The 12,424-nt window shown below is 66.2% G+C and carries 14 protein-coding genes and 1 pseudogene; 5 read left to right on the top strand and 10 right to left on the bottom strand.

The window, feature by feature from the left end; all coding sequences use genetic code 11:
• Positions 1 to 1,090 (bottom strand): annotated as a pseudogene (locus tag A5634_RS28610) (type VII secretion protein EccC); the annotation flags it as partial.
• A gap of 93 nt (positions 1,091 to 1,183) precedes the next feature.
• Between A5634_RS28610 and eccD the strand changes: the two are divergent.
• Entirely contained in the window at positions 1,184 to 2,512 is a 1,329-nt protein-coding gene (gene eccD / locus A5634_RS28615) for a type VII secretion integral membrane protein EccD (protein WP_065143527.1), read from the top strand.
• Positions 2,464 to 3,819: a type VII secretion-associated serine protease mycosin gene (gene mycP / locus A5634_RS08000; protein WP_081290277.1), complete on the top strand. Its 1,356-nt coding sequence runs from the start codon at positions 2,464 to 2,466 to the stop codon at positions 3,817 to 3,819. The genes eccD and mycP overlap by 49 nt, the downstream gene beginning before the upstream one ends.
• On the opposite strand, the gene eccB is transcribed toward mycP, so the two are convergent.
• Positions 3,790 to 5,154: a type VII secretion protein EccB gene (gene eccB, locus A5634_RS08005; protein ID WP_065143518.1), complete on the bottom strand. Its 1,365-nt coding sequence runs from the start codon at positions 5,152 to 5,154 to the stop codon at positions 3,790 to 3,792. The genes mycP and eccB overlap by 30 nt on opposite strands.
• A 96-nt stretch (positions 5,155 to 5,250) precedes the next feature.
• On the opposite strand from eccB, the gene A5634_RS08010 reads away from it, so the two are divergent.
• Positions 5,251 to 6,105, top strand: a complete 855-nt coding sequence (locus A5634_RS08010; protein WP_437339952.1) for a cutinase family protein — start codon at positions 5,251 to 5,253, stop codon at positions 6,103 to 6,105.
• 31 nt (positions 6,106 to 6,136) lie between these two features.
• Positions 6,137 to 6,775: a cutinase family protein gene (locus A5634_RS08015; RefSeq protein WP_065143519.1), complete on the top strand. Its 639-nt coding sequence runs from the start codon at positions 6,137 to 6,139 to the stop codon at positions 6,773 to 6,775.
• Here A5634_RS08015 and truA read toward each other — a convergent pair.
• The 8 genes from truA to infA form a co-directional block, all read right to left on the bottom strand.
• Positions 6,772 to 7,635: a tRNA pseudouridine(38-40) synthase TruA gene (gene truA, locus A5634_RS08020; protein WP_437339953.1), complete on the bottom strand. Its 864-nt coding sequence runs from the start codon at positions 7,633 to 7,635 to the stop codon at positions 6,772 to 6,774. The two genes, A5634_RS08015 and truA, sit on opposite strands and share 4 nt — an antisense overlap.
• Positions 7,613 to 8,203 (bottom strand): 50S ribosomal protein L17, encoded by a 591-nt coding sequence (rplQ, locus tag A5634_RS08025; protein WP_065143521.1) that lies wholly within the window; start codon positions 8,201 to 8,203, stop codon positions 7,613 to 7,615. The genes truA and rplQ overlap by 23 nt, the downstream gene beginning before the upstream one ends.
• A gap of 125 nt (positions 8,204 to 8,328) precedes the next feature.
• Positions 8,329 to 9,372 (bottom strand): DNA-directed RNA polymerase subunit alpha, encoded by a 1,044-nt coding sequence (locus tag A5634_RS08030; protein ID WP_065143522.1) that lies wholly within the window; start codon positions 9,370 to 9,372, stop codon positions 8,329 to 8,331.
• An 80-nt stretch (positions 9,373 to 9,452) separates the two neighbouring features.
• Positions 9,453 to 10,058, bottom strand: a complete 606-nt coding sequence (gene rpsD, locus A5634_RS08035) for a 30S ribosomal protein S4 (protein ID WP_065143523.1) — start codon at positions 10,056 to 10,058, stop codon at positions 9,453 to 9,455.
• An 18-nt stretch (positions 10,059 to 10,076) separates the two neighbouring features.
• Entirely contained in the window at positions 10,077 to 10,496 is a 420-nt protein-coding gene (gene rpsK, locus A5634_RS08040; protein WP_065143524.1) for a 30S ribosomal protein S11, read from the bottom strand.
• A gap of 6 nt (positions 10,497 to 10,502) precedes the next feature.
• Positions 10,503 to 10,877: a 30S ribosomal protein S13 gene (gene rpsM / locus A5634_RS08045; RefSeq protein WP_065143525.1), complete on the bottom strand. Its 375-nt coding sequence runs from the start codon at positions 10,875 to 10,877 to the stop codon at positions 10,503 to 10,505.
• Between the two features lie 167 nt (positions 10,878 to 11,044).
• Positions 11,045 to 11,158 carry a 50S ribosomal protein L36 gene (gene rpmJ / locus A5634_RS27165; protein ID WP_003879483.1) on the bottom strand — a complete coding sequence of 38 codons (114 nt, stop codon included), beginning with the start codon at positions 11,156 to 11,158 and terminating at the stop codon, positions 11,045 to 11,047.
• Positions 11,159 to 11,199: 41 nt separating this feature from the next.
• Complete coding sequence (infA, locus tag A5634_RS08050) at positions 11,200 to 11,421, bottom strand: translation initiation factor IF-1 (RefSeq protein WP_003418601.1); 222 nt, start codon at positions 11,419 to 11,421, stop codon at positions 11,200 to 11,202.
• Between the two features lie 251 nt (positions 11,422 to 11,672).
• On the opposite strand from infA, the gene A5634_RS08055 reads away from it, so the two are divergent.
• On the top strand, positions 11,673 to 12,424 hold a 752-nt coding region (locus tag A5634_RS08055), incomplete at its 3' end, for an LLM class F420-dependent oxidoreductase (protein ID WP_065143526.1).

Here is a 12,424-nt window from a genome sequence, read left to right on the forward strand (position 1 = left end):
GCGCGGCCGGATCAGAATCGCCTAGGCCCAGCATGTCCAACCAGTCTGAACGCGCTGTCGGGGCGCCGGAGTGTGCCGCAAGCCGGCGAGCACACGCCAAAGCATCGGCGAGATCGAGGCAGTCCACGGAGGTCAGCCGGTCGTGGACGTGGGAAGGTTGCACCGTCAAGGCACCTCCGGCGCAGCCGATTTCGATGACGGTCGTGTTGGGGATCTGAAACTCCTCAGCCATGGGTTCGTCGAGAATCACGACGGCGTGCGCCGGCTGCAAGGCGGCCAGTGCATCTCGGGCCTCAGCCAATGTCGAGTAGATCAACCGTGCCCGTCCGATCAGATCCGCCTGGCTCGAATGTTGGTTGTGCGGCAACCATTTCAGCCACTCCCAATGCGTCTGGTCGCGGACTGCGCCGACGATCGACAGCTGTTCGGGCGTATGCGCCACGGCCAGTTGACATATCATCGCCCGGATCAGGCCGCGCACCCGGTCCGGGTCGCCGTCGACCGTGATCCGCGGGGTGCCGCGCAGCGGGATCACGATGGGGACGTCGCGGACCGTCGAATGCGTCCGCAGGAATCTCTGCTGCGCGGCGACGGTCACCGGGTCGCACCGTTGCGTCGACGGCGCCGGCGCAGCCGCCAACCGGGTAGCCAGCGGCGCGGTTCCCAGACCCACGCGGACTCGACCGAAGTCGGCATCGGCAGGTCCCCGTATCCACATGCGGTCGCTACCGACCAGCGTCCACAACGTTGCCGGATCGGGATGTGTCTGAATCAGCGAATTGTGTTGCGCTATGACCACTTCAGCGACCTCCAGGCGCAGGCCGCGCAGATACTCCACGTAGTCGTCACGATCTTCAGTTGTGGCCCGTCGTCCCCGGCCCGTCAGCGCGGTGACCGCCGACGAGATCAGCATCATCGCCGGAAACGCCAAGAACGTGGGATTGCGCGCTACCGGCGAGCCGGCTACCAACGCTGCCGCGGTTATCGCCAACGTCACCACGGCCATCAATGCCGGCGCCAGGACCACCAGCCCAGACGAGGCCGATCGCGGCGCCTCGGGCGGTGCGGCTATCTCGATGACCGTAGTCACAGTTCGACGACGTTAAGCAGCAGCGCAATTCGTCACAAGTCACCTGTGGACAACCGGAAGCGGGACGGGACACCGCTGGCTAGCGTGCCAACAGTGCCTGCATCGAACCCGGTACTTCGCCGCGTCACCGTCCACGCCGACAGTGCCAACATCGACGTTGCGCTGCCCGCCACCCTGCCCGTCGCCGAACTGATCCCGTCGATCCTCGACCTGCTGGGTGGGGTTGCCCCGGCGGCGAACTACCGACTGTCCCGCCTCGGTGCGCCACCGCTACCGAGCTCGGCGACCTTGGCCCACAGCGATATCAAGGACGGCACCGTCCTGATCATGAGCCGGGAAGCGCCGAGGCCACCGGTCATGCGCTGCGACGAAGAAGCCGACACCGTGGCGGCGACGCTGAACAACCAGTCCCGTGCGCTACCGGCCGCTCGAATCATGGCCGCGGTGGCCGCAGTCTGCTTCAGTTGCATCGGTGCGATCGTTCTGGTCCGCAACGCATCCACCACCGACGGGCATGCCCGGATAGCCGTCGCTACCGTGGCCGCCGTCGCCGTGGTGTGCGCACTCTTCGCGGATCGATTGCTACGAAACCGGGTGGCCGCTCTCACGCTCAACATCATCGCCGTCGTCCATGCCTCGCTCGCCGGTCTGCTCACCGTGCCTGGCGGTCCAGGCGCTCCTAATGTGTTGCTCGCCGGGATGGCCGGGGCCGCGACGGCGGTACTTGCGATGCGCGTAACGCGTTGCGACATAACTATTTTGATGACATTGGCCTGGTTCGCAGTGATCGGTGCGAGTGCCGCGTTGGCCACGATGCTCACTGGGGCACCGCCGTATGTCGTCGGCTCGTTGACCGCGCTGTCCTGCCTAGCTCTGATCGAAGCGGCGCCGCGGGCGTCGATCCTGTTGACCGGGCTGTCACCTAATCTGACCGACTCGGAACCGCTGCGCACAGAAGGCGAACTGGCCGCCAAAGCGCAACGCGCCGATAGCGTGTTGACGGGTTTGCGGTCGGCGTTCGCTGCCGGGGCTGCCAGTGGGTCCGCGGTTGCCGCGCTGACCGCGCAACGCGGTATCGCCCTGGCCGCGGTCGCGGCGGGTGTGCTGCTGCTGCACGCACGGTCAGACAGTCGAAGAGCACCCGTATTCGTCGGGTGTGGGATCGCCCTAACCGCAACGGTATTCGTGATCGCAGCAAACACCTTCCCGATCCCGGGAATGTGGGTCGCCGCGCTGACGACGATCCTTTCCGCCGCGGCGGTTTACCTGGGTTTCGTCGTTCCGGTGATATCGCTTTCGCCGGTCATGCGACGGTGCATCGATGCTCTGGGGTGTGTGGCATCGATTGCGGTCGTGCCTTTGACCTTTTGGACATGCGGCGCCTTCGGCGTCGTCCGCCGTCTAAATTTGATGCGTGCGTGATCGTCTTGCGCATCGCACGTCTGCTGTTGGTGGCGGCGGTGGCCGTCCAGGGCGTGCCGGTGGCGCACGCGGTGTCGCCCCCGCCGGTTGACGAAAAGTGGTTGCCGGCACCGGCATTGCCCTCGCCTTCGCAGCCGACAGTGCAGCGCGAGGTATGCGCGGTAGCTACGACGCAGCAGACCGACCTGCCTGCCCAGCTTGCGGACTTCGACCTGCCGCGGGTGTGGCGGCTCACTCGCGGCGCCGGGCAACGGGTCGCGGTCATCGACACCGGCGTGCACCGCCATCCGCGGCTGAAGGACCTGTCGGCCGGCGGCGACTACGTCGGCAACGGAGACGGTACCCAGGATTGCGACGCGCACGGCACGCTCGTGGCCGGAATCATCGCTGCCAGCGAGGGTTCGGAGTTCACCGGCATCGCCCCGGACGTCACCTTGATCAGCGTCCGTCAATCCAGTTCCAAGTTCTCCCCGGCGAGCAACCGGTCCAGCGGGGTCGGTGATGTCCAAACCCTGGCGAAGGCGGTGCGCACCGCAGCCGATCTCGGCGCGTCGGTCATCAACATCTCGTCGGTGGCCTGCGTCCGGGCCGGCGATGCTCTCGACGACCGGGCGTTGGGTGCGGCACTCGCCTATGCGGTCGACGTCAAGAACACAGTGGTGGTGGCCGCGGCGGGAAATACCGGTGCGGCAATGCAATGTCCACCGCAGCCGGCGAATGCCACCCGCGACACCGTGGCGGTCGTGGCCAGCCCCGCCTGGTACGACGACTATGTGCTGACGGTCGGTTCGGTGAACTCTCGGGGCGAACCGTCGTCGTTTACCTTGGCTGGGCCGTGGCTGGATGTCGCCGCACCCGGCGAAGGCGTGACATCGCTCAGCCCGGTCAACGGCGAGATCGCGAATAGCGTTGACGGACAACCGATATCAGGCACCAGCTATGCCGCTCCGGTGGTCAGCGGAGTTGCCGCGCTCGTGCGGGCCCGGTTTCCGGCCCTGACGGCACGTGAGGTGATGCAGCGCATCGAGTCGACGGCGCATCACCCAGCCGCGGGGTGGGATCCTCTGGTCGGCAACGGCACCGTTGACATCTTGGCCGCGGTCAGCACCGATTCCGTCCCGCCGACCGTTACGTCCGCACCCAAGCCGGTGGCTGCGCCGCCCCTGGCCACCCCTCACGCGCCCGAGCGTCGTCCCCGCGACACCGCGTTCGGTGGCACGGCGATCTGTGTCGTTGCCCTGCTGGCGGTGGCCGCGTCGACGGTGCGTAGGCGCGGCTCACGGGCCGAGCGTGTCGCGGGCCACTGACGCCTTCTCCCGGCTCAGTTCCGGTCCGTTCGGCAGCGCCGCCAGCAGCGGCCAGGGCGCGGGGGCGGGCGTCGACGACAAGCCCAGGTCGTGTGCCGCGTCGTCGTCGCGGATCGCGAACCGGACCCCGCTGTCGGTGATGAGGTATCGCGTGCTCGTGCGGCCTTGCTCGCCGGTGAGATTCCGTGCCGCCACGTAGGCGCTGCGCCCCATCTCGATACCGAACGCGTCGACGGCGGGACCGCGGCCGTCGCCCTGTGCCAAAGCGGTCGCGGACGTCGGGCCATCGCCGGTCAGAAGGGCTATTTCGGGCTTACCCGACCGGCCGGGCGTCCACGTCACACATAACGTCCCGTCAGCAACGTCGACCTGGAGCCGTTCGGGAAGTCCCGCCATCGCCAGCGCGTCGACGACCGGGACGGACCGCAGCACGTCGGGTGCCACCGAGATCACCGTCGCGGCCCCCGGCTTGCCGCCGAAACCGAGCAGATCGGCCGCGACCGTTCCGATCCGCTGGACCCCGGTGCCGAGCACCACGTAGTACTCGTCGTCAGTGGCCCGTGTGATCCGCAGCACATTGCCGACCGTGAACCCGGGCAACCAAGTGCCCGCCGGCGAACCCGCCCCGCGGATGCGCGGGACGGTGATCGGCGGCGCCTCCGGGACTGCGTTGAGCAACGCCTGCGAGACGATGCGCGGGGTTTGACCGCTAAGCCGCAGAGCACGCACGACGGCCATATCCGACAGGTCCACCAGCGCCCGCTGCCCGTTATAGAGGAGGTAGGTCGGCGAACCCGAGTCGGGTGCGACCAACAGGGTCCGGTCGCCGCCCACCGCCCGCAGCGACAGGTCTGCGACCGGACCGATCAGCACCGTCGTCTTGTCGCTGTCGCAGATCGTCCAGACCACCTCGTGCACCGGCAGCGGCGCGCCAAGCAACTGCGGTGCACCCGGGATGCCCAGCAGCGCACCGTGTTTGGTGTGCACTAGTTCGGACTCCCGGACCTGCCGCGGATTAGCCTCCGTTGCGGCAATCAACCGCGCCGAGGCTAGATTGAGCACGGGATGCCACGTATCGCCCACTCGCACGTATAGCGCGCCGGTTTCCTGGCCCATGACGATTCGGGCATCGCCCAGCCCGGCTTGTGGCCGCAGCAAACCTATAAATGCGCATCCCAGCAGGGCGATGAGGGTCAGTGCGCCGCCAATGGCAAGTGCACCGCGCCGCGGCCCGGCGCACGATCGGAGTTCCCCGCCCAGCAACGCACGCTCGAAACGCCGCATCAGGTACCGGTGGCCGCTGATGTGCAGCCAGGTCGTTGCTGGAAGTGTCATGATCGCCCCTACGGTAGGCCGCCGGAGCGGGCAGAACCGACCGTCATCCACAGCTGTGGAGGTTTTGCTCCACCCGCCTGCGGGTAAAATTTCGGCGTGTTTGAGGACCTATTTCGTCTAGCCGGTCGTGCCGGTCTTGGCGTCGCAGCTGTCTTGGCCGCCGTCGGATTCTTGATCAGCCCCGTCACCGCTGTCCCGTCCGCACACGCCGACGACTGCCCGGACGCCGAAGTGATCTTCGCCCGGGGCACGAACGAGCCGCCGGGTTTGGGACGCGTCGGTGATGCGTTCGTGGATTCGCTACGCCAGCAGGCCAGCGGCGTGAACATCCGGACCTACGGGGTGAACTACGCCGCGAGCAAGTTGCAGCTGCACGGCGGCGACGGCGCGAACGACGTCATTTCCCACGTCAAGTCGACGGTGTCGTCCTGCCCCAACACCAAAATCGTGCTGGGCGGCTACTCGCAGGGCGCGTCTGTGATGGACATCGTGGCCGGCGTCCCGATCGGTGGCATTACTTGGGGCAGTTCGCTACCGCCCGAATACGTCGACAACATAGCGGCGGTCGTCACCTTCGGCGACATTGCGGACCGTGCCGGCGGGTCGCTACCGACCAAGAGCGCCCTGCTGGGCGCAAAGGCCGTCGATTACTGCAACCCACAGGACCCGATTTGCCACGCCGGGGCTGGGAACGAGTGGACTGGGCACACCGAGGGCTACGTCCCGGTGTATACGACCCAAGGCGCTGCATTCGCCGCGCCCAAACTGATGAACGGTGTCCCCCATATGCCTCAGCAGCTGCCGGTCCCCCAGCTGCCGCTGGTCCCCGGCGCCGTCCCGCAGGTTCCGGGACAGGTGCCGGGACAGGTTCCCCAATCGCCCGTGTCAGCTCCCCGGGCACCGAGCCCGGTGACCACCGTGGTACAGCAGCCCGTGGTGCAGGTGCACTGACGCAAGGTCAGTAAGCCCTAAACTTCGGGGCATGAGATATGCCCCGCTGGGCCGACTGGCGGCCGCCGCGCTTGCGGCGGCCGCACTGCTGTGCGCCCCTCCCCTGGCACCCAAGGCTTCGGCCGGCTGCCCGGACATCGAGGTGATCTTTGCCCGCGGAACCGGCGAACCACCCGGCCTCGGCCGCGTCGGCAACGCCTTGGTGGGCTCGTTACGCAACCAGACCGGCCGCAACGTCGGTGCCTATGGCGTTAACTATCCGGCCAGTAAGGATTTTTTGGCCGCGACCGACGGCGCCAACGACGCCAGCGCCCACGTGCAGCAGATGGCAACCGGTTGTCCGAACACCAAGTTGGTGCTCGGCGGGTACTCCCAGGGCGCCGCAGTCATCGACATCGTCACGGCCGCACCGTTGGCCGCGCTCGGCTTCACCGAGCCGCTACCGGCCGACGCCGCCGAGCATGTCGCCGCGGTCACCCTGTTCGGAAATCCATCGGGGCGCGCCGGCGGTCTGATGACCGCGTTGAGCCCGCAATTCGGCGGCAAAATCCTCAACCTGTGCAACGAAGGTGACCCGATCTGCTCGGACGGCAACGTGTGGAAGGCACACACGGGCTACGTGCCGGGTCTTACCAACCAAGCCGCGGATTTCGTCGTGGGCAAAATCTAACGGGGAGTGCGAATGTCGCGGGTGATCACGGTCCGGGCCGCGAGTTCGTCGTCGGGCGGATAATCCACTTGGACCAGGGTCAGCCCTTGCGGCGGCGCGGCCGCGAAGTCGCTGGACCTGCTTGTCGCGCTGAGCAATTCAGCACACCACTGCGGGCTTCGTCGTTGCTCGCCGACGGCCAGCAAGGCGCCCACTAAAGAGCGCACCATCGACCAGCAGAACGCGTCGGCGCTGACGTGTGCGGTCACCAGATCACCATCGGACGACCAGTCCAGCCGTTGCAGTTCGCGGATGGTGGTGGCACCTTCGCGATGCCGGCAGAACGCGGCAAAGTCGTGCAATCCCAACAACTCTCGTGATGCTGCCCGCATCGCATCCAGGTCCAGCGTCCGTGGCCAGGCGGTGACGAAGCGCGCCTGCTGCGGCAGCACGCCGTAGGGCGCGGTCGACAAGCGGTAGACGTAGTGGCGTCGCAACGCCGCGAACCGCGCGTCGAAACCGGCTGGGGCGCGGGCGATATCAAGAACCCGTACGTCAGCGGGCAGAAACCTGGCCAACCGTCGCACCAGGGAACCGAACTCCGGATTCTGGGCGTGAGTCGTTCGCGAATACGCGTTGCGCAGCGCATCGGCCGGCACGTCCGCGTGGGCGACCTGGCCCGTGGCGTGCACACCGGTGTCGGTACGGCCGGCCGCACGCAACTGCACTGGAGTGCGGAACACGGTCGTCAGCGCCTCGTTGAGGACGCCGGCGACCGTGCGCTGTTCTGATTGAACTGCCCAGCCCGCGAAATCGGTTCCGTCGTAAGCGATATCGAGCCGCAGACGGACGTCTGCACTAATTCTCGGGGGCCTCGTCAGCCTCGTCGACACTTGCCTGCGGGGCCGCAGCCGCCGCCTCGGGCGCAGCTTCGGTGTCCTGTTCGACAGTGTCGGCCGCCGAATCGTCCACCGCGTCCGGCTCGACGGCCGCCTGCGGTGCCGCGGCCGCCGCTTCGGGAGCGGCCTTCTTCTCGCCGGCAGGCTTGGAAGCCTGCACCCGACGTGCGCGATCGGCCTCCGACGTCACCGTCTTCTCCCGCACCAGTTCGATCACGGCCATCGGAGCGTTGTCGCCCTTGCGTGCCTCGACCTTGATAATGCGGGTGTAGCCGCCGTCGCGGTCGGCGAAGAACGGCCCGATCTCGGCGAACAGGGTGTGCACCACATCCTTGTCGCGGATCTTCTTGAGCACCTCACGCCGGTTGTGCAGCGTGCCCTTCTTGGCGTGGGTGATCAGCTTCTCCGCATAGGGCCGCAACGCCCGCGCCTTGGGCTCGGTGGTCTTGATCCGGCCGTGCTCGAACAGCGACGTAGCCAGGTTGGCCAACAGCGCCTTCTGGTGTGAAGACGACCCGCCGAGGCGAGGTCCCTTGGTCGGCTTGGGCATTGCGACTTCTCCTATGTGGGGCCGGCCCCCGTATCAGGTAGGACCGGGACGGTATTACGTGTGTCCGGTTCCTCAGCGGCCGCTGCACGGCCGCATCGTCACCGGACGGTATTACGTGTGTCCGGTTAGAGCTGTTCGGTTTCGGCGTAGTCCTGGTCGTCGTAAGCGCCCTCGGTGGACCAGGTCCCGGTGGCGACGTCGTAGCCGGCCACCTCGGACGGGTCGAAGCTCGGCGGGCTGTCCTTGAGCGACAGACCCAGCTGGTGCAGCTTGACCTTCACCTCGTCGATCGACTTCTGGCCGAAGTTGCGAATATCGAGCAGGTCGGACTCGGTGCGCGAGACCAACTCGCCGACGGTGTGCACACCCTCGCGCTTGAGGCAGTTGTACGAGCGGACGGTCAGGTCCAGGTCGTCGATCGGCAGTGCGAACGAGGCGATGTGGTCCGCTTCGGCCGGCGACGGGCCGATCTCGATGCCCTCGGCCTCGACGTTGAGTTCGCGTGCCAGACCAAACAATTCGACCAGGGTCTTACCGGCCGAGGCCAGCGCGTCACGAGGGGTGATGGAGCTCTTGGTCTCCACGTCCAGGATCAGCTTGTCGAAGTCGGTGCGCTGCTCGACACGGGTGGCGTCCACCTTGTAGGTCACCTTGAGCACCGGCGAGTAGATGGAATCGACTGGGATACGGCCGATTTCGGCACCCGAAGCCCGGTTCTGCACCGCCGGGACGTAACCGCGGCCGCGCTCGACGACGAGTTCGACTTCGAGCTTGCCCTTGTCGTTCAGGGTGGCGATGTGCATGGACGGGTTGTGCACCGTGACACCGGCCGGCGGCACGATGTCACCGGCGGTGACCTCGCCGGGTCCTTGCTTGCGCAAGTACATGGTGACCGGCTCGTCCTCCTCGGAGGACACCACCAGGCTCTTGAGGTTCAGGATGATGTCGGTGACATCTTCCTTGACGCCGGGCACGGTGGTGAACTCGTGCAGCACGCCATCGATGCGAATGCTGGTCACGGCCGCGCCGGGGATCGACGACAGCAGGGTGCGACGCAGCGAATTACCAAGTGTGTAGCCAAATCCCGGCTCCAGCGGTTCGATGACGAACTGGGACCGGTTGTCGGTGAGAATGTCCTCCGACAGGGTGGGGCGCTGTGAAATCAGCATGGGTGTTTCTTATTCTCCTTCTCGGCACCCGCTATTTGATGCCGCTCAGGTTGTCTGCACCGGTTGATGCAGAACGTCTATTACTTCGAGTAGAACTCGACGATCAGCTGCTCGGCGAGCGGCACGTCGATCTGCGCGCGCTCCGGCAACTGGTGAACCAGGATGCGCTGCCGCTCTCCCACCACCTGCAGCCAGCTCGGGATCGGACGGTCGCCCGCGGTTTCCCGAGCGATCTGGAACGGCACGGTGTTCACCGACTGGTCCCGCACGTCGATGATGTCGTACTGCGACACCCGGTAGCTGGGGACGTCGACGCGAACGCCGTTGACGGTGAAGTGCCCGTGGGTGACCAACTGACGGGCCATCCGGCGGGTCCGGGCCAGCCCGGCGCGGTACACGACGTTGTCGAGCCGGCTTTCCAGGATGCGCAGCAATTCCTCACCGGTCTTGCCCGAGTGGCGCACGGCCTCTTCGTAGTAGCGGCGGAACTGCTTTTCCATCACGCCGTAGGTGAAACGCGCCTTCTGCTTCTCCTGCAGCTGCAGGCGGTATTCACTTTCCTTGACCCGGGCGCGGCCGTGCTGGCCGGGCGGGTAAGGGCGCTTCTCATAAGACTGGTCGCCACCGACGAGGTCGGTGCCCAGCCGGCGGGACTTGCGGGTGACGGGTCCGGTGTAACGAGCCATGGGTATGTCCTCCTAGACCTAGACGCGCCGACGCTTGGGCGGGCGGACACCGTTGTGCGGCTGGGGCGTGACGTCGGAGATCGCACCGACCTCCAGGCCGGCGGCCTGCAGCGACCGGATCGCGGTCTCGCGGCCGGAGCCCGGGCCCTTGACGAACACGTCGACCTTGCGCACCCCGTGCTCCTGCGCCTTGCGCGCGGCGTTCTCCGCGGCCAGCTGTGCGGCGAACGGGGTGGACTTGCGGGAGCCTTTGAACCCGACGTGACCCGACGATGCCCAGGCAATGACGTTGCCCTGGGGGTCGGTGATCGTCACGATCGTGTTGTTGAACGTGCTCTTGATGTGGGCGGCACCGTGCGGGACGTTCTTCTTTTCCCGGCGGCGGGTCTTCTGCCCCTTCTTGGCGGAACCTGCTTGCCCTTTTTTGGCTGGTGGCATCGGGATTTACCTGGCCTTCTTCTTGCCTGCGATGGTGCGCTTGGGGCCTTTACGGGTCCGCGCGTTGGTCTTGGTCCGCTGGCCGCGCACGGGCAGTCCGCGGCGGTGCCGCAGACCCTGGTAGCAGCCGATTTCGATCTTGCGACGAATGTCGGCCTGCACCTCGCGGCGCAGGTCACCCTCGACCTTCAAGTTCGCTTCGATGTAGTCGCGCAGATGGGTCAGCTGGTCATCGCTGAGATCCTTGGTGCGCAGGTCCTTGTCGATACCGGTGGCCGCCAGAATCTCGTTCGAGCGAGTCCGGCCGATGCCAAAGATGTAGGTCAGCGCGATCTCCATCCGCTTGTCGCGCGGCAGATCGACGCCTACTAGTCGAGCCATAGGTGGCGTTTCCTCTTTTTCAGCGGAGGTCTTTTCCCAGTCCGTTCCTCACCTGGCGGTAAGGGCCCGGCCTCCGTCCGGGCGTGGATGAGCTGGTCTGGAAATGATCCGAGCCGCTCATTGGTGCTGGGAGGTCTGGATTCAGTTGTGGTAGCAGGAAGCCCCGACTAACCCTGCCGCTGCTTGTGGCGGGGGTCAGAGCAGATCACCATGACCCGTCCATGCCGACGGATCACCCTGCACTTGTCACAGATCGGCTTGACGCTCGGGTTCACCTTCACGGCAGTCTCGGTCCTGTTCTCTGGTCTGTTAGGTGTTTGCGTTACTTGTACCGGTACACAATGCGGCCCCGGGACAGGTCGTAGGGAGACAACTCCACTACCACGCGGTCCTCGGGCAGGATGCGGATGTAGTGCTGCCGCATCTTGCCGCTGATGTGAGCGAGCACCTTGTGGCCGTTTTCCAGCTCAATGCGAAACATCGCATTTGGCAGGGGTTCGACCACGCGACCCTCGACCTCGATGGCACCGTCCTTCTTGGCCATTACTTTTTGGCGATCCTCTACTTCTCGTCCGTGCACCTGGGTGGGCGCAGCATTCGTCCGGACTACAAAACGTGAGCCGATGGTGGAAATTCCCGGAAGAAATTTCAGAAAGGGCACGCAAAGAGTCGGTACGGACGCCGCACCGTTGGTCCACGATACCCGCAGCGGCACTCCGGACGCAAAATCGCGCGGTTCGTCGCCATTCGAGGTCATCGGAATACCGGAGCCCGCCCGGACGGTTACTACCATCCATGACCAATAAGCCCAACCTCGGCCGATTCGGATCGTTCGGAAGCGGCGTCACGCCACAGCAAGCAAAGGAAATCGAGGCCCTGGGCTACGGGGCCGTCTGGGTGGGTGGTTCCCCGGCCGCTGAACTGTCCTGGGTGGAACCGATCCTGGAAGCGACGACAACGCTGCAGGTCGCGACCGGGATCGTCAACATCTGGACGGCGCCGGCCAAGGCGGTCGCCGAGTCCTTCCACCGGATCGACAAGGCTTATCCCGGTCGCTTTCTGCTGGGGATCGGTGTCGGCCACCCCGAGGTACAGGCTGAGTACCGCAAGCCGTACGACGTCCTGGTGGAGTACCTGGATCAGCTCGACGAGCACGGCGTACCGGCCGACCGGCGGGTGGTGGCGGCGCTGGGTCCCCGGGTGCTCAAACTGTCGGCGCAGCGCAGCGCCGGAGCGCACCCGTATCTGACGACGCCGGAGCACACCGCCAAAGCGCGCGAACTGATCGGTCCGTCGGCGTTTCTGGCTCCCGAGCACAAGGTGGTGCTCACCACCGACCCCGACCAGGCTCGCGCGGTGGGACGCAAGGCCCTCGGGATCTATCTGAACCTGGCCAACTACCTCAACAACTGGAAGCGGCTCGGTTTCACCGACGAGGACGTCGCCAAGCCGGGCAGCGATCGACTGGTCGACTCCGTCGTCGCCTACGGAACCACCGAAGCCATCGCCGCCCGGCTCAATGAACACCTGGACGCCGGCGCCGACCA

The organism is Mycobacterium asiaticum, assembly GCF_001673365.1.
In the GTDB taxonomy this organism is placed as follows: Bacteria; Actinomycetota; Actinomycetes; order Mycobacteriales; family Mycobacteriaceae; genus Mycobacterium; species Mycobacterium asiaticum_A.